The 20,959-nt window shown below is 71.1% G+C and carries 12 protein-coding genes and 1 pseudogene; 1 reads left to right on the top strand and 12 read right to left on the bottom strand.

From position 1 onward, the window contains the following. Positions 1–436 precede the first annotated feature (436 nt). The 9 genes from ACZ4N5_RS02620 to bldG all read right to left on the bottom strand — a co-directional run bounded on the left by ACZ4N5_RS02620 (position 437) and on the right by bldG (position 16,099). Complete coding sequence (locus ACZ4N5_RS02620) at positions 437–1,642, bottom strand: DNA polymerase III subunit delta' (protein WP_467755293.1); 1,206 nt, start codon at positions 1,640–1,642, stop codon at positions 437–439. A gap of 456 nt (positions 1,643–2,098) precedes the next feature. Further along, on the bottom strand, positions 2,099–5,476 hold the full coding sequence (tmk, locus tag ACZ4N5_RS02615; RefSeq protein WP_467755292.1) for a dTMP kinase: 3,378 nt from the start codon (positions 5,474–5,476) through the stop codon (positions 2,099–2,101). 107 nt (positions 5,477–5,583) lie between these two features. Then, a complete protein-coding gene (gene topA, locus ACZ4N5_RS02610; protein ID WP_467755291.1) occupies positions 5,584–8,379 on the bottom strand; it encodes a type I DNA topoisomerase in 2,796 nt (931 codons plus the stop codon). Between the two features lie 248 nt (positions 8,380–8,627). Beyond that, positions 8,628–8,825: a hypothetical protein gene (locus tag ACZ4N5_RS02605; protein ID WP_467755395.1), complete on the bottom strand. Its 198-nt coding sequence runs from the start codon at positions 8,823–8,825 to the stop codon at positions 8,628–8,630. A 1,065-nt stretch (positions 8,826–9,890) separates the two neighbouring features. After that, positions 9,891–11,420, bottom strand: a complete 1,530-nt coding sequence (locus tag ACZ4N5_RS02600) for a DUF7059 domain-containing protein (protein WP_467755290.1) — start codon at positions 11,418–11,420, stop codon at positions 9,891–9,893. A 247-nt stretch (positions 11,421–11,667) separates the two neighbouring features. Beyond that, complete coding sequence (locus ACZ4N5_RS02595; protein ID WP_467755289.1) at positions 11,668–12,264, bottom strand: small secreted protein; 597 nt, start codon at positions 12,262–12,264, stop codon at positions 11,668–11,670. A 230-nt stretch (positions 12,265–12,494) separates the two neighbouring features. Continuing rightward, positions 12,495–14,903: a sodium-translocating pyrophosphatase gene (locus ACZ4N5_RS02590; RefSeq protein ID WP_467755288.1), complete on the bottom strand. Its 2,409-nt coding sequence runs from the start codon at positions 14,901–14,903 to the stop codon at positions 12,495–12,497. Between the two features lie 312 nt (positions 14,904–15,215). After that, positions 15,216–15,644: an ATP-binding protein gene (locus tag ACZ4N5_RS02585; protein WP_355842799.1), complete on the bottom strand. Its 429-nt coding sequence runs from the start codon at positions 15,642–15,644 to the stop codon at positions 15,216–15,218. Positions 15,645–15,745: 101 nt separating this feature from the next. Further along, complete coding sequence (gene bldG, locus ACZ4N5_RS02580; RefSeq protein WP_028799135.1) at positions 15,746–16,099, bottom strand: anti-sigma factor antagonist BldG; 354 nt, start codon at positions 16,097–16,099, stop codon at positions 15,746–15,748. Between the two features lie 80 nt (positions 16,100–16,179). Here bldG and ACZ4N5_RS02575 point away from each other — a divergent pair, with 80 nt between their 5' ends. After that, entirely contained in the window at positions 16,180–18,633 is a 2,454-nt protein-coding gene (locus ACZ4N5_RS02575; protein ID WP_467755287.1) for a DEAD/DEAH box helicase, read from the top strand. 393 nt (positions 18,634–19,026) lie between these two features. Here ACZ4N5_RS02575 and ACZ4N5_RS02570 read toward each other — a convergent pair whose 3' ends face one another. From ACZ4N5_RS02570 to ACZ4N5_RS02560, 3 genes and pseudogenes are all read right to left on the bottom strand, one after another. Next, positions 19,027–19,329, bottom strand: coding sequence for an Rv3654c family TadE-like protein (locus ACZ4N5_RS02570; RefSeq protein WP_467755286.1), 303 nt, complete (start codon positions 19,327–19,329; stop codon positions 19,027–19,029). Continuing rightward, positions 19,316–20,104, bottom strand: a pseudogene (locus ACZ4N5_RS02565) (type II secretion system F family protein); the annotation flags it as partial. The gene ACZ4N5_RS02570 and the pseudogene ACZ4N5_RS02565, both read right to left, overlap by 14 nt. Next, on the bottom strand, positions 20,101–20,958 hold the full coding sequence (locus ACZ4N5_RS02560; protein WP_467755285.1) for a type II secretion system F family protein: 858 nt from the start codon (positions 20,956–20,958) through the stop codon (positions 20,101–20,103). The pseudogene ACZ4N5_RS02565 and the gene ACZ4N5_RS02560, both read right to left, overlap by 4 nt. Position 20,959 lies beyond the last annotated feature (1 nt).

Below are 20,959 nucleotides of genomic sequence, written 5' to 3'. Positions count from 1 at the left end.
AGTTGCAGAAGCGGCTCGTACGAGTGACTCGGTCAACCGGTCGCCGGGCGCGTCGCCCTTGACCGGGTCACCCGGCCCTCGTGTCCTGGCCGGATGATCTGGGATGCAGGTCCTGACCCGACGGCCCGGGCCTCACACCTTCGCCGGGCGGTCCTGGACGCCGCTCCTGGCCGGGTGGCCTGGAAGTCGCCTCCTGGCCGGGTGACGCGGGTCGCCAGTTGTCCCGTCGACGCGGTGCCGGACCACGACGCGGTGCCGGACGACGACAGGGTGCCGGACGACGGCAGGGTGCCGGACGACGTGGTGTTGCCGGACGACGACAGGGTGCCCGGACGTCGTGGCACCGCGCCGCGCGGCACTGCGCCAGCGCGCCCCGCTGCCGCGCGCCGCATCGTGAAGGCATGCGCGGAAGGCATGCAGCGCGCACGCAAGGGGCTCAGCCCGCCCGGAGCGCCATCGTCATCGCCTCCACCGCGAGCAGCGGGGCGACGTTGCGGTCGAGTGCCTCCCGGCACGCGGCGATCGCGTCGATGCGGCGCAAGGTCGACTCCGGCGAACTGCCGCGGGCCAGCCGCTCCAGCGTGTCCCCCGCCTCCACGTTGGCGATGGCCAGGCGGGAGCCGAGTTGAAGGGCGAGTACGTCGCGGTAGAAGCCGGTGAGGTCGATCAGGGCCAGATCCAGGCTGTCGCGCTGTGTACGCGTTCTTCGGCGCTTCTGCCGGTCCTCCAGCTCCTTCATGACGCCGGCCGTGCCGCGCGGCATCCGGCCGCCCTGAACGGCGCCGAGCGCCGTCTTCAGATCCTCGGTCTCCTTGACGTCGACTTCCTCGGCGAGCTGTTTCGCATCCTCCGAAGCCGTGTCGATCAGCTCCTGGGCGGCCTTGAGACAGCCGCCGACGTCGTCGATCCGCAGCGGGAGCTTGAGGACGGCGGCGCGGCGCTGACGGGCGCTCGGGTCCGTGGCGAGGCGGCGGGCCCGCCCGATGTGGCCCTGCGTCGCGCGCGCGGCGGCCGCCGCGATGGCGGGCTCGATGCCGTCACGACGTACGAGGATGTCGGCGACCGCTTCCACCGGCGGGGTGCGCAGCGTGAGCAGCCGGCAGCGGGAGCGGATGGTGGGCAGCACATCCTCGATGGACGGCGCGCACAGGAGCCAGACCGTGCGGGGAGCGGGCTCCTCGACGGCCTTCAGCAGGACGTTGCCCGCGCCCTCCGTGAGACGGTCCGCGTCCTCCAGGACGATGACCTGCCAGCGGCCGACGGCGGGCGACAGCTGGGCGCGACGGACCAGGTCACGGGTCTCCTTGACGCCGATGGAGAGCAGGTCGGTGCGGACGATCTGCACATCGGCGTGGGTCCCGACCAGGCTCGTATGACAGCCGTCGCAGAACCCGCAGCCGGGGATTCCGCCGAGCGCACGGTCGGGGCTCACACACTGCAACGCGGCCGCGAACGCGCGCGCCGCCGTGGAGCGGCCCGAGCCGGGCGGGCCCGTGAACAGCCAGGCGTGCGTCATCTTGGACGCCTCGGGGAGCGGGACCTTCGCGGCGACCGCGGTGACAAGGGCGTCGGCGTCCCGGGCAGCGGCGGCGAGCTGCTCGCTCACCTTCTCCTGGCCCACCAGGTCGTCCCACACAGTCATGGGGCTCCGCCCTTCCGTCGCATTTTGTCTCGCGTCGTCCATTGTGCGGGTCGCCACTGACAATCGGGTCCCACCCGCCCGTTCACCGGACGCGGGAAGCCGGACACGGGGAGCCGGACGCGGGGAACAGGACGCCGGAAGCGGGCCGCATGCAGCCGACCGCAGCCTGCCGGACCCGGGCGCGGGCCGCCGAACCGAATGCCACTGCCGCTGCCCGACCGCCCGGACACCGGACGGTCGACACGGCCAAGACTGCCCGGACCACCGGGACCACCAGCGCCACCCGGGACCGCCAGGGCCCGGGCCACCGGAGCCACCGGGGCCCCGGGACCGCCAGGGCCCGGGCCACCGGGGCCACCGGGGCCACCGGGGCCACCGGGGCCACCGGGGCCACCGGGGCCACCGGGGCCACCGGCGGCGCGTGCTTCCGCACGCGCCGTGTCCGGCGGCCCGGGACTAGCGTCGTCGCCCGCGGCGTCCCTGCCCGTGCCCCTCGTCCCAGTCGTCCTCGTCCTCGCGCGGGCCCAGCAGTTCGTCCGCCAGGGTCGGGAGGTCGTCGAGCGGGGTCTCCTCGGCCCAGTCGGAGCGGGGCCTGCGGCGCGGGGCGCCCGTCTCGTCCACCTGCGGCAGTTCCCGCGTGCGGTCGATGGGACCCTCGGACCCCGCTGTCGGCCGCTCGTCGCGGAAGAAGCCCCGGGGCATCCGGTCGGCGGGCTCACCGGACTGCGCGTCGGCCCTGGCCCCCGCACCCCCGTCCCGTACCGGAGGAAGAACGGCCGTCTCGTCGGCCGCACCCTGACGCCGTGAGACGGGCGGCAGCGCCGCCGTCTCGTCCGCGGCCCCGCCCGGAACCGGCGCCACCGGCGGCTTCGGCAGCGTGGCCGTGTCCTCGGCGTCGGAGCGGGACGCCGGGCGCGTACCCGCGCGGCCCTCACCCGGTCGTACCGGCGGGAGTACGGCGGTCTCGTCGGCCGCCCGATCGGTCACGACCGGCGTGGGCAGAGTCGTCTCGTTGTCCGGCACGGAAGCCGCCGCGGCCCATGAAGGCACGGAGGAAGACGGAGAAGCAGAGGGAGAACCGGACGGAGAGGGTGACGGAGATGCCGAGGCTGTCGAAGCCTCACCGGCATCGCGTCCCGTCCCGGCACCGGCCTCACGGCCCGTCCCTGCGTCGGCCCCCGGACCGACCCCGGTACCCGTCCCTGCGCTCGACACCGCGGCCTCGGCCGAAGCCGCCGCGGCCGCCGAAGCGGCAGCCGCCTCCGCGGCGATCCGTCGGGCCTCCTCGGCGCGCAGCAACGCTTCCTCGGCCTTGCGCTGCTTCTCAAGGCGGCGCGCCTCGGCCTCGGCGCGCAGCCGCGCCTCCTCCTCGGCCTGCCTGCGCACCCGCTCCTGCTCCGCCGCACGGACCTGTTCCTCGGCGAGAAGCCGGACCCGCTCCTCCTCGGCACGGCGGCGGGCCTCCTCGGCGCGCTGCCGGGCCTCCTCCGCCTGGCGCTCGGCCTCGCGCCGCTGGGCCTCTTCCAGCTCGCGCTGCTTGCGCTCCTCTTCCTCGGCGCGCAGTTTCGCGAGCTGTGCCTGGCGCTCGCGCTCCAGGCGCTCCTCCTCCGCCTTGCGGGCGGCCTCTTCCTCGGCCTTGCGCCGGGCTTCCTCCTCGGCCGCCCTGCGCGCCTCCTCCTGGGCCTTCACCTCGGCCTCGGAGAGGGGCAGCATCACGTCGAGCCGGTGCCGTACGACCGTGGTGACGGCCTCGGGCTCCTGCGCGGCGTCGACGACCATGTAGCGACTCGGGTCGGCCGCGGCGAGCGTCAGGAAACCGGACCGCACGCGCGTGTGGAACTCGACCGGCTCCGACTCCAGCCGGTCGGGCGCCTCGGTGAACCGCTCGCGGGCGGCTTCCGGCGACACGTCCAGCAGAACCGTCAGATGCGGTACGAGCCCGTCCGTCGCCCACCGGTTGATCCGGGCGATCTCCGTCGGGGACAGATCGCGGCCCGCACCCTGGTAGGCCACGGAGGAGTCGATGTAGCGGTCGGAGATGACGACGGCACCGCGCTCCAGCGCCGGACGCACGACGGTGTCGACGTGCTCCGCGCGGTCGGCGGCGTACAGCAGGGCCTCGGCGCGGTGCGAGAGGCCCGCGGACGACACGTCGAGGAGGATCGAGCGCAGCCGCTTGCCGACCGGCGTGGCGCCCGGCTCGCGGGTCACCACGACCTCGTGGCCCTTGCCCCGGATCCAGTCGGCGAGGGCCTGCGCCTGGGTGGACTTGCCGGCCCCGTCGCCGCCCTCCAGGGCGATGAAGAAGCCGCTCGTCGCGGGAACCTGCGCCGGGTCGTCACCGCCGCGCAACGCGTCCAGCAGATCCTTGCGCAGCGGCACCCCGGAACGGTCGTCGGCCTTGGCGAGCACCACGGCGGCGACCGGCAGCAGAAGCGCGCCGACCAGCATCAGGGTGAAGGCGGCGCCGCCGTGCGCGAACACGAACTTGCCGTTCTCCAGGCGGTGCGGGCCGATCGCGGCGGCCACCAGCGGCGCCACGATCGCGCCGACCGCCACGAAGACGCGTACGACCGCGTGAAGGTGCTCGGTGGTGCGGGCTCGCCGGTAGTCCTCGACCTCCTGGTCGAGGAGCGCGTGCCCGGTGTTGGCGGCGACACCCGCGCCGATGCCGGCGAAGGCGACGATCAGCAGCACGGTGGTGACGTCCGGAACGAGGCCGGCGACCAGCAGCGCGACCCCGGTGAAGGCGATCGCGAGGGCGAACAGCCTGCGCCGCGACAGCGACGGGAGCAGTGAGGGGGCCGTGCGGATGCCGACGACGACACCGCCGGTCAGGGCCAGCACCAGCAGCCCGTACATCACCGGTCCGCCGCCCAGGTCGATGGCGTCCAGCACGGAGACGGCGACGGCGGCCGAGATCGCCCCGGCCACGGCCGCGCAGGCCGGCACCAGGAGCGGAATCGCGCCGGTACGGCCCTTGTCGACGCCGGTGCCCGTCTTCGGGCGGCGCAGTCCCTCGAGCGGCGACCGCGCGCGCGGGGTGCGGGCGTCGGGCAGTTCGAGGAAGGTGATCACCGACAGGGAGGCCGCGAACAGTCCGGCCGCGACGTACGACGCGAGCGCCGCCTGGTGCTGGCCGAACCAGTCGATCCCGGCGCCCAGCAGGTTGCTGACAAGGGAGACGACGACCAGGGTGACGGCCGCGATCGGCACCGCGCCGAACGCCGTACGCAGGGACAGCCGCCGCAGCGCGTCCATGTGGTCCGGCAGCGGGCGCACCGTGGCACCCTCCAGCGGCGGGACGGGCAGCAGCGCGGGCGCCGCGCTCTCCCGGCACACCGTCCAGAACCGCTCGGCGACTCCTGACACGAAGACGATGACCAGGAGGACGGCGAGCGCGTTGTCCGGGGTCCAGCCGATGAACAGCGGCGCGACGATCAGGAGCGCGGCCCGCAGGCCGTCGGCTCCGAGCATGGTCCAGCGCCGGTCGAGGAGCCCGTCGGGGGAGGTCAGCGACGTCAGGGGCCCGAGGAGCACAGCTCCGAAGAGCAGCGTCGCGAGGACCCGCGTTCCGAAGACGGCCGCCACGGCCAGGGCGGCCCCGCGGCCGCCACCGCCGAAGGAACCCTCGGAGATCGCCGCCTGGAGGGCGAGGACGACCAGGACGAGCAGGGCCAGTGCGTCCGCGACACCTCCCACGAGGTGTGCGCTCCACAACCGCTTCAACTGCGGTTGACGCAGCAGGGCGCGGACGGCACGCTCGCGTGAATCCGCGACCAGGGAGTCGTCGGGGGCCCAATTCTGGGCCGTTGGCTGCTCGGCTCGCGTCATCCTGCCAGCCTATCCGGACCCACTGACTCCCCGGAGGGGTGCCCGAACATACGGGCGCCCCCACACCAAATGGTGTAGGGGCGTCCGCTTCTCCGACATGGGAGGACTCAGCCTTCGGAGGCCGCCGTCTTCTTTGCGGCGGTCTTCTTGGCGGGCGCCTTCTTGGCGGCCGTCTTCGAAGCCGTCGTCTTGGCGGCCGTCTTCTTGGCCGGTGCCTTCTTCGCGGGCGCCTTCTTCGCGGTCTTCTTGGCCGGACCCTTGGCACGCTTCTCGGCGAGCAGCTCGTAGCCGCGCTCCGGAGTGATCTCCTCGACGCTGTCGTCGGAACGCAGCGTCGCGTTGGTCTCGCCATCGGTCACGTACGGCCCGAAACGGCCGTCCTTGACCACGACCGGCTTCCCGCTCACCGGGTCCTCGCCCAGCTCCTTCAGCGGCGGCTTGGCGGCCGCACGGCCCCGCTGCTTGGGCTGGGAGTAGATCTCCAGAGCCTCTTCCAGCGTGATGGTGAAGAGCTGGTCCTCCGCGGTGAGCGAGCGCGAGTCCGTGCCCTTCTTCAGGTACGGCCCGTAGCGCCCGTTCTGCGCGGTGATCTCGACGCCCTCGGCGTCCTTGCCGACGACGCGCGGCAGGGACATCAGCTTGAGGGCGTCGTCCAGGGTCACCGTGTCGAGCGCCATCGACTTGAACAGCGAGGCGGTACGCGGCTTGACGGCGTTCTTGCCCGTCTTCGGGGTGCCCTCGGGGAGCACCTCGGTGACGTACGGGCCGTAGCGGCCGGCCCGGGCGATGATCTGGCGGCCCGTCTCGGGGTCGGCGCCGAGCTCGAAGTCACCGCTCGGCTTGGCGAGCAGCTCCTCGGCGAGGTCCACCGTCAGCTCGTCCGGGGCCAGGTCCTCGGGCACGTCGGCGCGCTGGTGGTTCTCGGAATCCTTCTCGCCGCGCTCGACGTACGGGCCGTAGCGGCCGACGCGCAGCACGATGTCGTTTCCGACCGGGAAGGAGGACACCTCACGGGCGTCGATGGCGCCCAGGTCGGTGACGAGCTCCTTGAGGCCGCCCAGGTGGTCACCGTCGCCGTTGCCGGCCTCGGCGGCGCCGGTCGCCTCGCCCTCACCGAAGTAGAACCGCCGCAGCCACGGCACGGCCTGCGCCTCACCGCGCGCGATGCGGTCGAGGTCGTCCTCCATCTTGGCGGTGAAGTCGTAGTCGACGAGCCGCCCGAAGTGCTTCTCGAGGAGGTTGACCACGGCGAACGACAAGAAGGAGGGCACCAGGGCCGTCCCCTTCTTGAAGACGTAACCGCGGTCGAGGATCGTGCCGATGATCGACGCGTACGTCGACGGGCGGCCGATCTCGCGCTCTTCGAGCTCCTTGACCAGGGACGCCTCGGTGTAGCGGGCCGGCGGCTTGGTGGCGTGGCCGTCGACCGTGATCTCCTCGGCGGACAGCGGGTCGCCCTCGCTGACCTGCGGGAGGCGGCGCTCGCGGTCGTCGAGCTCGGCGTTCGGGTCGTCCGCGCCCTCGACGTAGGCCTTCAGGAAGCCGTGGAAGGTGATCGTCTTGCCGGACGCGCTGAACTCGGCGTCACGGCCGTCGGCGGCCCGGCCCGCGATCTTCACGGTGACGGAGTTGCCGACCGCGTCCTTCATCTGGGAGGCGACGGTCCGCTTCCAGATCAGCTCGTACAGCCTGAACTGGTCGCCGGTCAGTCCCGTCTCGGCGGGGGTGCGGAAACGATCACCCGAGGGGCGGATCGCCTCGTGCGCCTCCTGCGCGTTCTTGACCTTCCCGGCGTACGTACGCGGCTGCGCCGGCAGGTAGTCGGCGCCGTACAGCTGCGTGACCTGGGCACGGGCGGCGGTGATCGCCGTGTCCGACAGGGTCGTGGAGTCCGTACGCATGTAGGTGATGAAGCCGTTCTCGTACAGCTTCTGCGCCACCTGCATGGTCGCCTTCGCACCGAAGCCGAGCTTGCGCGAGGCCTCCTGCTGAAGCGTCGTCGTACGGAACGGCGCGTACGGCGAGCGGCGGTACGGCTTGGACTCGACCGAGCGGACCGCGAAGTTCGTGTCCTGAAGGGCGGCGGCGAGCGCACGGGCGTTCGTCTCGTCCAGGTGGAGCGTGTTCGCGCCCTTGATCTGGCCCAGCGAGTCGAAGTCGCGACCCTGCGCGACGCGCTTGCCGTCGACCGAGGTGAGGCGGGCGACCAGGTTGGACGGGTCGCTCGCGTCACCGGTTCGACCGGTGCCGAAGGTGCCGGTCAGGTCCCAGTACTCGGCGGAACGGAAGGCGATGCGCTCGCGTTCCCGCTCGACGACGAGCCGGGTCGCCACGGACTGGACGCGGCCCGCCGACAGGCGCGGCATGACCTTCTTCCACAGGACCGGCGAGACCTCGTAGCCGTAGAGGCGGTCGAGGATGCGGCGGGTCTCCTGGGCGTCGACCATGCGCTTGTTCAGCTCGCGCGGGTTCTCCACGGCGCTGCGGATCGCGTCCTTGGTGATCTCGTGGAAGACCATCCGGTGGACGGGAACCTTGGGCTTGAGGACCTCCAGGAGGTGCCACGCGATGGCCTCGCCCTCGCGGTCCTCATCGGTGGCGAGGAAGAGCTCGTCGGAATCCTTCAGCAGATCCTTGAGCTTCTTTACCTGGGCCTTCTTGTCGGCGTTGACCACATAGATCGGCTGGAAGTCGTTCTCGACGTCCACACCGAGGCGGCGGACCTCGCCGGTGTACTTCTCCGGCACCTCCGCGGCACCGTTCGGGAGGTCGCGGATGTGCCCGACGCTCGCTTCGACGACATAGCCGGGGCCGAGATAGCCCTTGATCGTCTTCGCCTTGGCAGGCGACTCGACGATGACGAGTCGGCGGCCGCCGTGTGCGGTGTCGCTGGTCGGGGACAACTTCGCTCTTCTCTCCGGTCGACGCGGAATCTCCCCGGGGCTTGATTCCCGAGGGATCGGGTCATGCTGACGCTGCGGAGTGTGACGGTACATCCCGCCCCCGTGTCAAACGGGAAAAGCCCGCAACGGCCACTCGAACGGTAACCCGACTACCGCCATTCCTGCCGCCCGGAGCGTCGACCAGCGCTTTCGGGCCTATCCGGAGGGTAACTTCCCAGTTACCGAAGACCCGGTCCTCACGCGCGGTCTCACACGCGCGTGAAGCACCACATTCCGAGCGCCAGCGCCCCGCTTCCGGCGACGCCCGCGAGGGTCGCCGATGCGACGCGGTTCACACCGTGGGCGACCGGCTCACCCTGTCGCACCCGAATCACCGTCCAGGCCAGGATTCCACCTCCGAACAGGGCGAACACCACCCCCGCGAAGATCGCCGGTCCGCTTTCCATGGCTCTGTCCTTCCGCCCCGAGTCCTCAGGCTCGGGAGGCTGACACGCCCTGGCGGCGTACGCACGAAGCCACGGAGAACGCCGGGCAACCGGCATCCCATGGGGCGCCCACACCTCACCCGGCGCAGTCGTCCACCTGGCCGTCCCTTTCTCATCCGCGCGGCCCGCGGCGCGGATGACTGTGGCGAATCCGTCGTTCCCGCCCCCGTCGTCGCCCGGCCGGCCGAACGCCTCCGCCTCCGCTCCCGGCCGCCCGGCTGACCTCGAACCTGCCGCCACGGAGCTTTCCCCACGGCCGATCCCCTTCTTCTCGTCCATTTCTGCAGGCCATTTCTCGCAGCCCAAGTCCGCCTCCATATCCCTGGCCGGCTCCATCTCCGTCTCCATGTCCACGCCCATGTCCATGCCCATGCCTGTGGTACGGCGGCGAGGTCGAGGTCGAGGTCCAACTGTCACCCGCGGTATCCGCGCGACCAGCAGGGCGACGTCGTCCGCGTGCAGGACATGGCGCAAGGTCTGCGGCCCGGGTGGGGGGAGCTCAGGGATGCGAGCCCGGCGGCGGGATGGCCGAAGGTGCCGAGGATCTCGACGGTCGCAGTGACGGGGGCGGTGGCTACGGCGGAGGTGGTGGCTTCGACGGAGGCGGTGGCTTTCGACCACTGCAGTGGCGGTGGTCACGGCTACGGCTAGACGCTCTGGCTGCCGCGGTGGCTAGAGCGATAGCTACGGCGATGGCTTCGGCGATGGCGATCGGCCGGGGTTCGCGAGGCTCCGGCTGGGGCGTCACGCCGCAGTCGGCGAGGTGGGCGGCATGCGTGACAGGGATGGCCGGAAGCGTCCGCCGCCGAACGGATGTTGGCCGGATTCCCGTCCCTACGGAGGATTCCGATCAGCCGCAAGGCCGGCGGAGCCCCACGGCCCGAGGACCGCAATACCGGAGAAGCCACAAGGCCCCAGGACCGCAAGGCCGGAGAAGCCGCACCGGAGGAGCCGCAGGCCTCGCGTCACCCCAGCTCAAGCCAAGCCATACCCGGGCCGGCCCCGCCCCGGCCGCGGCTCACTCGGCTACTCGACCGGCTCCAGGAATCCCTGCTCGACCAGCAGGCGGATCTGTGCGGGCGTCCGGTCGCGCAGCAACACCGGGTCCTCGCCGACCAGTTGGGCGATGGCGTCGAGAATCCGCCCCGCGCTCAGTGTTCCGTCGCACACGCCGGCGAAGCCCGCGCCGACCGTGTCCACCTTGGTGGCCCGGCGCATTCCGCGGTGCTGACGCAGCACCACATGCTCCGGGTCCTCGGCGCCGGGCAGTCCGACCTGCTCCTGCACGACCTCCGCCACAAGTCTGAAGTGCCCGGCGAGCAGGCCCGCGTCGTCGTGCCGCCGCAGATAGTCGACCCGGTCGAAGTGCTCGCGCACGGCCTCGCCGAGCGGCTGCTCGACGGAGTGCGGCCACTCCTCGACCGTGATGGAGGGCTCGGCAGCCGTCGTCCTGCGCAACGTGATCCATCCGAAGCCGACGGCCTTCACCTTGCGCGCCTCGAACTCGTCGAGCCAGGCGTCGTACCGCGCCTGGTAGTCGGCCGGGTCGGCATGGTGGTCACCCGCGTCGCGGAGCCACAACTCCGCGTACTGCGTGACGTCCTGCACCTCGCGCTGCACGATCCACGCGTCACAGCCGCGCGGCACCCAGGAACGCAGCCGGTCCTGCCAGTCCTCGCCTTCCACGTGCTGCCAGTTGGCCAGGAACTGGGCGTACCCCCCTTCGCTCAGCCGGTCCCCCGACTCCTGGACGAGCGTGCGGCACAGATCGTCCCCGCCCATTCCGCCGTCGCGGTACGTCAGCCGGGCACCCGGCGAGATCACGAAGGGCGGGTTCGAGACGATCAGGTCGTACGTCTCGTCGGCGCGGACCGGCTCGAAGAGGGAGCCCTGACGCAGGTCGGCGGCCGGGGCGCCGGAGAGCGCGAGAGTGAGCGCCGTGATGTGCAGCGCGCGGGGGTTCAGGTCGGTCGCGGTCACGCGCGTGGCGTGCTGCGCGACGTGCAGGGCCTGGATTCCGGAGCCCGTACCGAGATCGAGGGCGGAGTCGACGGGCATACGCACGGTGATGCCGGCGAGCGTCGTGGAGGCGCCTCCCACGCCGAGGACGACACCTTCCTCCCGGCTGCCGATACCGCCCGCGCCGCCGACGGCGCATCCGAGGTCGGACACGATGAACCAGTCCTCACCGCCGGGCCCGCCATAGGGCCGGATGTCGACGGTCGCCGCCACCTCGTCCCCGCCCGTCCGGGTCAGCCAACCGCTTTCCAGAGCGTCCTCGACGGGCAGCACGTCCGCCACGCGCGCGTACGGCACGGGCTGCTGCAGCAGGAACAGCCGCACGAGCGTCTCCAGCGGTGTGTCCCCACTGGTCGCCCGGAGGGCGGGCACGGTCTCACTGCGCGCCAGCGCCGCGTACGCGGGGGCGCCGAGCAGGTCGAGGAGTCCGTCCGCGGTGAAGGAGGCGTCGAGGAGGGCGCTCCGCAGCCGGGCGGCGATGTCGGCACGATCGGACGAGGGCAACGGTGACAGGCTGGTGTGACTCACGCCTCCCATTGTGTCCGCTATTGCCCACCGGCACCCACACCTGTGGACAACGCGCCACCTGTGGACAGGGCACCGCCTGTGGACACGCCCCACGTGCGGACAGCGCATCACCTGCGGCCGTCCCCCGGGGACAGGGCGTGCCGAGAGCCCGGCACGCATGCATGCCGGGCTCTCATTCGGTCGAACGGGCGATCGCCGCCCTGGGCACTCGTAGTGGAGACTCGGCTCCAAGCCGCCACCGAGGGTCCCCCGGGGCTCAGCCCGTGGTCGCCGCCGCGGACCCGGAAGCCGACTTGCAGCTCTCCTGCTGCGCCATCGCCTTGCCCACGTCGCCCTCCTCCAACTGCTTCAGGGCGTCGTTCCCGCTCTGGCTCAGTTTGGCGAGCTGGGTCGCGATGCCCTTGAGGCCCTCGGCGAACTTGGCCTGGTCCTTGGTGTCGAGCTTGTCGACCTGCTTCTTCAGGTCGGCGTACGACGCGGAGATGCCTTTGAGCTCCTTGACCGCGTTGGTCTGCTTCGTCTGGCCGCCGTCGACGTTCGGCGGTCCCGAGTTGTCGACGGCGGTGCCGATCGCCTTGTAGGCGTCCGACATGTCCTGGAAGGCCTGTGCATCCGTATTCTGAACGGCATCCGGCGTGCTGTTGTCCGAGGTCTGCTTCTGGATCGCGGCGTTCGCGTCCTCGATCTTCTGCGCCTGCGGCTTCACCGCGTCACAGACCTGCTTGGCCCAGGAGTTCAGCTTGTCGTTGCCGTCGTTGCCGCTGCTACCGCATCCCGACAGCGCGAGTACCAGTACCGCACCGCCGGACAGTGCGGCCGCGAGCTTCTTGTTCACCGGTTTGGCCCCTTCCATGGCTCTCGGCCCCGGAACTTACACGCCATCCGGGCGACACCCACATGTCGAATGTCCGCTAAGACAACTTTTGAAGCCATTTGCACCAAGCGAGAGAAGGCTCACGACGACGGTGTGAACACACACAGGGCGGGCGCACAGCACGTCAACACGCGCTGTCCGCCCGCCCGTTGGCCCACTCCCTGACCAGGCACGGAAGTCCGTGCCACATCAGGCGCAGAACCTGTGAGCTAGGAAACCACCGCCGGATCGGCCGACTTGGCGACCCCTTCCTCGTTGTCTTCCTCGTCACCCATGACGATCCCGCGCCGCTTGGAGATGTACACGGCACTCACGATCACGACGAGCGCGAAGATGGCGATGAACACCCGTACGCCGACACTCTTGTCGTCGCCGTACGAGAATTTGACGATCGCCGGAGCGATCAGCAGCGACACCAGGTTCATGACCTTCAGCAGCGGGTTGATCGCGGGGCCCGCCGTGTCCTTGAAGGGGTCACCGATCGTGTCGCCGATCACCGTCGCGGCGTGGGCCTCGCTTCCCTTGCCGCCGTGGTGGCCGTCCTCGACCAGCTTCTTGGCGTTGTCCCACGCCCCACCGGAGTTGGCGAGGAAGACCGCCATCAGCGTGCCGGTGCCGATCGCGCCCGCGAGGAACGAACCGAGCGCCCCGACACCGAGCGTGAACCCGATCGCGATCGGTGTGAGCACCGCGAGCAGGCCGGGTGTGGCCAGTTCGCGCAGCGCGTCCTTTGTGCAGATGTCGACGACGCGCCCGTACTCGGGCTTCTCGGAGTAGTCCATGATCCCGGGGTGCTCGCGGAACTGCCGCCGCACCTCGTAGACCACCGCCCCGGCGGACCGCGACACCGCGTTGATCGCCAGCCCCGAGAAGAGGAAGACGACCGCGGCGCCCGCGATGAGACCCACCAGGTTGTTGGGCTGTGAGATGTCCATCATCAGGTTCAGCGGCGCCCCGGGACCCGAGACCTTCTCGCCCACGTCACTCGCGGCCGTGGTGATCGCGTCACGGTACGAGCCGAAGAGGGCCGAGGCCGCGAGGACGGCGGTGGCGATGGCGATGCCCTTGGTGATGGCCTTGGTGGTGTTGCCGACGGCGTCCAGGTCGGTGAGCACCTGCGCGCCCGCGCCCTCGACGTCACCGGACATCTCGGCGATGCCCTGCGCGTTGTCGGAGACGGGGCCGAAGGTGTCCATCGCGACGATGACACCGACCGTGGTGAGCAGGCCCGTTCCGGCGAGCGCCACCGCGAACAGCGCCAGCATGATGGACGTACCGCCCAGCAGGAACGCCCCGTACACGCCGAGGCCGATCAACAGGGCGGTGTAGACGGCCGATTCGAGACCGATGGAGATGCCGGCGAGGACGACGGTGGCCGCGCCGGTCAGTGAACTCTTGCCGATGTCCCGGACGGGACGGCGGCTGGTCTCGGTGAAGTAGCCGGTCAACTGCTGGATGAGCGCGGCCAGTACGATGCCGATCGCGACGGCGACGAGCGCGAGGACCCGCGGATCACCGCCCTTGGCCTTGATCGCCGCGTCCGTGACACCGTCCAGTTCGGCATAGGTGCCCGGAAGGTAGATGTACACGGCCAGGGCGACCAGCACGAGCGAGATCACCGCGGAGATGAAGAACCCGCGGTTGATCGCGGACATGCCGCTGCGGTCGGAGCGCCGGGGCGCCACCGCGAAGATGCCGATCATCGCGGTGAGTACGCCGATCGCGGGCACGATCAGCGGGAACGCGAGCCCGGAGTCGCCGAACGCCACCTTGCCGAGGATCAGCGCGGCGACGAGCGTGACGGCGTACGACTCGAAGAGGTCCGCGGCCATGCCGGCGCAGTCCCCCACGTTGTCGCCCACGTTGTCGGCGATGGTCGCGGCATTGCGCGGATCGTCCTCCGGAATGCCCTGCTCGACCTTGCCGACCAGGTCGGCGCCGACGTCGGCGGCCTTGGTGAAGATGCCGCCGCCGACACGCATGAACATGGCGATCAGCGCCGCGCCGAGACCGAAGCCCTCAAGGACCTTCGGCGCGTTGGCCGCGTACACGAGCACCACACAGGAGGCGCCCAGCAGACCGAGCCCCACCGTGAACATGCCGACGACGCCACCGGTGCGGAAAGCGATCTTCATGGCTTTGTGCGAGACGGCGGTGAGATCCTTTTCGGGCTCACCCGCCGCCGGGGTCGCTTCCCTTGCCGCGGCGGCCACGCGGACATTGCTCCGTACGGCGAGCCACATACCGATGTAACCGGTGGTCGCCGAGAACACCGCGCCGATCAAGAAGAAGATCGACCGTCCGGCGCGCTGATTCCAGTCGTCCGCGGGCAGCAGCATGAGCAGGAAGAACACCACGGCGGCGAATACGCCGAGCGTGCGCATCTGACGTCCCAGGTAGGCATTCGCGCCCTCCTGGATCGCCGTCGCGATCTTCTTCATGCTGTCGGTGCCCTCGCCGGCCGCGAGAACCTGGCGCACCAGGATCCCGGCGACCACGAGCGCCGCCACGGCGACACCCGCGATGACCATCACGATGAGACGGTTGCCGTCCGTCAGAACCGCGGCTGCGAAGGTTGAGGGGTGGTCAAACTGATGAGGGGTAGAAAGCCCCGCCATTCGTCCTCCTTGACGCTTGGGCTGAGCTCAAGATGTGGACGGATTCTAGGTACCGGAACCTGATCAAAACAGTGCGCGGTAAGCGGAATTAGCCGTCACTTGCTCTTCAGCAAATGATCCGCAGGCGTCCACGGACCCAAATGCAGTAATGCCCTAGAAGCGTTGACGCTTGATCCAATTATCGCGCGAATGATCGTGAATCAATTCACGAAACGCCGTGCACGATCACCGTATGGCCCAGCACGAGATCCCGGACATGCCGAAGGGCCCCACCGAGTAGGGCCCTTCGGGGCAATAAATGAGGGGCGGATGTCAGGGAAGAGCCACGGCCGGCGGCGTTGTGGGCCAGCTCATCCTGATCAGTCCGCCGTGCTCTCCGGCGGTGACTTCCACGTCGTCGACGAGGCCGCTGATGACCGCGAGGCCCATCTCGTCCTCCTCGGTCTCCGCGTCCGAGGCGGCGCCGGACGCCGCCCCTCCGGGCACCGAACCCGGCGCCTCGTCACCGACCTCGATGGAGAACTGCTTCTCCTCCTCGATCAGCGTCACCTGCACCGGCGCCGAGATGCCGTTGCTCTGGTGCAGTCCGACGGCACGAGTACAGGCCTCGCCGACGGCGAGCCTGACCTCGTCGAGGACGGCCTCGTCCACTCCGGCCCTGCGCGCCACCGCTGCCGCCACCAGTCGGGCGGTTCTGACGTGCTCGGGCAGCGCGCTGAAGCGGAGTTCAACGGTGGCCATGCATCCCCCTCTGAACTACGGGCGTGCTGTCAGGGGACCGGGCCGTGGGCCCGGACCCCCACTTCTGCGAAGCCCGGGCCCACGACCCGGGAGACCGGTGGTCAGTCGGTCGCGTTGACCGCCTCCTCCACCGAGGTGTGAATCGGGAACACCTTGGTGAGACCAGTAATTCGGAAGATCTTCAGAATGCGCTCCTGGTTGCAGACCAGGCGCAGCGAGCCCTCATGGGCCCGGACGCGCTTCAGGCCGCCCACCAGCACGCCGAGACCGGTGGAGTCGAGGAAGTCCACGCCCTCCATGTCGACGACGAGGTGGAAGCTGCCGTCGTTCACCAGCTCGACCAGCTGCTCCCGCAGCTTGGGCGCGGTATATACATCGATTTCGCCGCCGACCTCGACGACCGTACGGTCGCCATTAGGGCCGGACACATTGCGAGTCGACAGGGACAGGTCCACGGATCCTCCAGCACCTTGCTATCGAGCGGTCGCCCCATGGGACACCTCGGCAGAGCCCCCGGGACGGTTCGCCAGCCGCGATGGCATTCAATCACTTACCGGCAGGCGTGCACGACGCCTTGGGCCCATTGTCCGTCACGCCAGTGACACACTCGATGCCGATGGCCAAGAATCACCGATCCGATCGATCCTCGGCGGACACCGCTTCCCGCCCGTCGCCGAGCACCGTCCTGGACCGGCTCGCCTCGGGGCCGAGCCGGGCTTCGCGCATCACTCATACGGAGCACTTGCCCCCGCGAGCGGGTCGCCATGCCGTTTGGCCCGACCGGATCCGTTCGGAGGTCGTCGCCGCGGTGCAGGCCGCGGGCATCGAACACCCCTGGGCCCACCAGGCACGCGTCGCCGAGCACGCCCTGGACGGCGAGTCGGTCATCGTCGCCACCGGCACCGCCTCCGGCAAGTCCCTGGCGTACCTCGCCCCGGTCCTGACGGCCCTCCTGGAGGGCTCCGAGGCCCCGAACGGCCGGGGTGCCACCGCCCTCTACCTGGCCCCCACCAAGGCCCTGGCAGCCGACCAGCGCCGCTCGGTGAAGGAACTTTCACAACCGCTGGGCAATGCCGTACGCCCAGCCGTGTACGACGGCGACACGCCCTTCGAGGAGCGCGAATGGGTACGCCAGTACGCCAACTACGTCCTGACCAACCCCGACATGCTGCACCGCGGGATATTGCCCTCCCACCCCCGCTGGTCCTCCTTCCTGCGCGCCCTGCGCTACGTCGTGATCGACGAGTGCCACACCTACCGCGGCGTCTTCGGCTCCCACGTCGCCCAGGTGCTGCGCCGGCTGCGCCGCCTCTGCGCCCGCTACGGCGCCTCTCCCGTCTTCCTGCTGGCCTCCGCGACCGCCGCCGAACCCTCGCTCGCGGCACGCCGCCTGACCGGCCTCCCGGTCGTCGAGGTAACCGACGACGCCTCCCCACGAGGGGAACTTGTGTTCGCCCTGTGGGAGCCCCCGCTCACCGAACTGCACGGCGAGAAAGGTGCACCCGTCCGGCGTACCGCCACCGCCGAAACGGCCGATCTGCTGACGGACCTCACCGTCCAGGGCATGCGCTCGATCGCCTTCGTTCGGTCCCGGCGCGGCGCCGAGCTGATCGCGGTGATCGCCCAGGAACGCCTCGCCGAGATCGACCGCTCGCTGGCCCGGCGTGTCGCCGCCTATCGCGGTGGCTATCTCCCCGAGGAACGCCGCGCCCTGGAGAGCGCGCTGCACTCCGGGGAACTCCTCGGCCTCGCCGCCACCACCGCCCTCGAACTCGGCGTCGACATCTCCGGCCTCGACGCCGTCGTCATCTCCGGCTACCCGGGCACCCGCGCCTCCCTCTGGCAGCAGGCGGGCCGCGCGGGCCGCTCCGGGGAAGGCGCACTGGCGATCCTCGTCGCCCGCGACGACCCACTGGACACCTTCCTCGTCCATCACCCCGAGGCCCTGTTCGACCAACCGGTGGAATCCACGGTCCTCGACCCCGACAACCCGTACGTCCTGGCCCCGCACCTGTGCGCCGCCGCCTCCGAGATCCCGCTCACGGACGACGACCTGGAGCTCTTCGGCCCCGCCACCGCCGATCTGCTGCCGCAGCTGGAGGCCGCAAAGCTGCTGCGCCGCCGCGCCACGGCCTGGCACTGGACGCGCAAGGAGCGGGCCGTCGACCTGACCGACATCCGCGGGGGCGGCGGCAGCCCGGTGCAGGTCGTCGAGTCCGGGACCGGGCGCCTGCTCGGCACGGTCGACGAGGGCGCCGCGCACACGGCGGTCCACGAGGGCGCGGTCCATCTGCACCAGGGCCGTACGTACCTGGTGCGCAAGCTGGACCTGGAGGACTCCGTCGCACTCGTCGAGGAGGCCAGCCCGCCGTATTCGACGGTCGCCCGCGACACCACGTCCATCGCCGTCCTCGAAACCGACGTCGAAGTCCCCTGGGGCGAGGGCCGGTTGTGCTACGGCTCCGTCGAGGTCACCAATCAAGTCGTCTCCTTCCTGCGTCGGCGTGTCATCACCGGTGAGGTGCTCGGCGAGACGAAACTCGACCTCCCTCCCCGTACGCTCCGTACCCGTGCCGTCTGGTGGACGGTCACCGAGGACCAGTTGGACGCGGCCCGGATCAACCCGGAGATCCTCGGCGGCGCCCTGCACGCCGCCGAGCACGCGTCGATCGGCATGCTGCCGCTCTTCGCCACTTGCGACCGCTGGGACATCGGCGGCGTCTCCGTCCCCCTCCACCCGGACACGCTCCTGCCCACCGTCTTCGTGTACGACGGCCACCCGGGCGGCGCCGGATTCGCCGAGCGCGCCTTCCACACAGCCCGCTCCTGGCTCACGGCCACCCGGCAGGCCATCGCCTCCTGCGAGTGCGACGCCGGCTGTCCCTCCTGCATCCAGTCCCCCAAGTGCGGTAACGGGAACGATCCACTGCACAAGCGAGGCGCCGTACGCCTCCTCACGGAACTGCTGCGGACGGCACCGGAGGAGTGAGGGCCTGAGGAATCCGGTCCGGAACAGCTCGGGCGGGAGGCACGGCCGGAGGAATCCGGGCCTGGAGTCAGGGCCGCCGGAGTCCGGGTAAGACATCAGGACCGGATGCACGAGGGTTGAGACCGGACGGGTGAAAGCCGGTGGCGCGGGGGCCAGACGAGTGAAAGTCGAGCGCGTGAGGGCCGAACGGGTGAACGTGGGCTGCGTGACGTCCGAGGGGCGAGGATCGGAGAAGTCGGTGCCGGACGGCAGGAGCCGGGTGGGCGGGGGCTGAGGAACCCCGGGTCCCTCCGGTCGGGCCGGCCGTCGATCCCACCGGCCCCCGTCGGTCCGACCGGCCCGCAGGGCGTGCAGGCCGTGCAGGATCCGGAGGGGTTGCAGGGCCTGAAGGGTCTAGCGGCCCCGAGGCCCTGTGGGCCCCGCAAGCCCCGGAGAACCCGGAGAACCCGGAGAACCCGGAGGCCCCGCCCTCGATCTGACCTCCGCGACGAGCGGTCCGGATCCCGACGCCGCCGTCACATCCGAGATCTGGCCCTCGACGGCGCACCGCACGAGCCGCGCGCTCTGCGCTCGGGCCACACGGTCCGCGCGGGCACAGGCCGCCGCGCCGCCGTCGCTCCAGTGGTCCGCCGCGGCGAGGGCCGCCAAGTCCGCCGCCCCTGCCGCCCGGTGCCGCACCACGACGGCCTGCCCCATCGCCAGCGGCCAGCCCGATCACCACGGGCAGCACGCCGATCGCGAGGAAGGCGGGCAGAAAGCACAGCCCCACGGGTGCGGTGACCATGACGGCCGCCCGACGTGCCCGTGCCGTCGCGGTGCGCCCCCACTCGGCGCGGGCCTCCGCCGCGAGCCGGCCGACCGGCACAGCCGCCGGTACACCCGACTCGCCCGCCCGCTCCAGCAGTCGCGCCAACCCCTGGGCGCCCGGTATCGACGCCAACCTCCGCCACGCGTCGACCGGTTCACCCCCGAGCCGCACCTCCGCCGCGCCCCGGGCCAGCCGCTCACCCACCGGTCCGCCCAGTGCCTCACCGACGGCCTGGGCGGCCGCTACGGGACTCGCTCCCGCCGCGATGCAGGCCGCCACCAAGTCGGCTGCGAGCGGCAGTTGGCGGGCTGCCCGGGTCACGTCGTACTCCTCCGGTGGGGTGGGATTCCGCCGCTGCCGCCACCGCCGGACGCCGAACCCGGCCGCCAGCCCCACCAGAACCCCGGCGAGACCGCCGATCAGGACCCAGCCGGCGCACACGACGCCCAGCAAGGGCAGCCACCGCCGACCGTGGCTCCGTACCTCGTGGCTCCGTACCTCGTGGCGCCGCGGCGATGGCACCGTCTCCAGGAACAGCAACTCGGCCAGCCGCCTGCGCACTCTCCTCGCGCGCCGCACCGCCCCGAGCCAACGGGCCGGCGTGCCGACCAGGAGCACTCCGCACACAAATACCCCCAGCCTGTGGACAACTTCCGCGCTCATGCCGTCTCCGCCCCTCGCACGATCCGCAGCGCCCACCACAGCCCCACGCCCTCCAGCACCCCGCCGACCAGCAGACAGCCCAGCCCGGAACCGGTGTGCAACAGCACGTGCAACGGGTCCGCGCCGAGCGCGGTGCCAAGCACAAGACCGAGGACCGGCAGGCCCGCGAGCATCGAGGCCGTCGAGCGTGATCCGGCCAACTGGGCACGCATGTCCGCTCTTTGGTCGCGCTCGGCTCGCAGCGCGGCCTCCAGCCGGTCCAGGCCCGCCGCGAGTCCCGCACCCCGGTCCACGGCCACGCGCCAGCACGCGGCGAGCCCCACCAGTCCGTCGGCGCCGGGTTGCCGTGCCGCCTCGGTGAGCGCATCCGGCACATCCCCGCCGAATCTCGCCGCGGCCAGCACCACCGGCTGCGCGTCACCGAGTCCGTCCGAGTCGCGTGCGGCTCCGAGCAGCGCCTCGCCGGGCTGACGTCCGGCCCGCACCTCACCGGCGAGGGCACCGCACAGGGCGATCACCGCGTCGCCGCGTCGCTCCCGCTCGCGCCGAGCTTCGCCCGCCCGCCGCACCCTCCCCAGCAGGGGCATTCCGGCGGCCCCGAGGAAAAGCGGCAATACCGAGGTACCCAGCACTGCGATCACCAGTCCCGCCACCAGCGACCAGGCTTCGGGCCGCAGCCGGCCGCGCAGCCGCCGCCAGTCGATCAACGCCCTCTCCCACCGGGGCGGCACGGTCGCCACCCCATCGCCGACGAGCAGCACCCTCGCTCTGCGCACCCCCGAGCCGCGTCCGCCGATCAGCCAGGCCGCGATCCCGGCACACGCCACGGCGGCTCCCGCGGGCGCGTCCGTCATC

It is taken from the genome of Streptomyces sp. NPDC026500, assembly GCF_055567635.1.
Note: the sequence above shows the minus strand (reverse complement) of the source record. Positions and strands in the feature narration are given on the sequence as shown.

Bases quoted from the DNA above. Each gene is read 5' to 3' on its own strand.
- tmk (WP_467755292.1), bottom strand. From the start codon at position 5,476: ATGACGCGAGCCGAGCAGCCAACGGCCCAGAATTGGGCCCCCGACGAC.
- ACZ4N5_RS02570 (WP_467755286.1), bottom strand. From the start codon at position 19,329: ATGGGGCAGGCCGTCGTGGTGCGGCACCGGGCGGCAGGGGCGGCGGAC.
- ACZ4N5_RS02600 (WP_467755290.1), bottom strand. From the start codon at position 11,420: ATGGGAGGCGTGAGTCACACCAGCCTGTCACCGTTGCCCTCGTCCGAT.
- ACZ4N5_RS02560 (WP_467755285.1), bottom strand. From the start codon at position 20,958: ATGACGGACGCGCCCGCGGGAGCCGCCGTGGCGTGTGCCGGGATCGCG.
- ACZ4N5_RS02620 (WP_467755293.1), bottom strand. From the start codon at position 1,642: ATGACTGTGTGGGACGACCTGGTGGGCCAGGAGAAGGTGAGCGAGCAG.
- ACZ4N5_RS02590 (WP_467755288.1), bottom strand. From the start codon at position 14,903: ATGGCGGGGCTTTCTACCCCTCATCAGTTTGACCACCCCTCAACCTTC.
- ACZ4N5_RS02605 (WP_467755395.1), bottom strand. From the start codon at position 8,825: ATGGAAAGCGGACCGGCGATCTTCGCGGGGGTGGTGTTCGCCCTGTTC.
- ACZ4N5_RS02595 (WP_467755289.1), bottom strand. From the start codon at position 12,264: ATGGAAGGGGCCAAACCGGTGAACAAGAAGCTCGCGGCCGCACTGTCC.
- ACZ4N5_RS02585 (WP_355842799.1), bottom strand. From the start codon at position 15,644: ATGGCCACCGTTGAACTCCGCTTCAGCGCGCTGCCCGAGCACGTCAGA.
- ACZ4N5_RS02575 (WP_467755287.1), top strand. From the start codon at position 16,180: ATGGCATTCAATCACTTACCGGCAGGCGTGCACGACGCCTTGGGCCCA.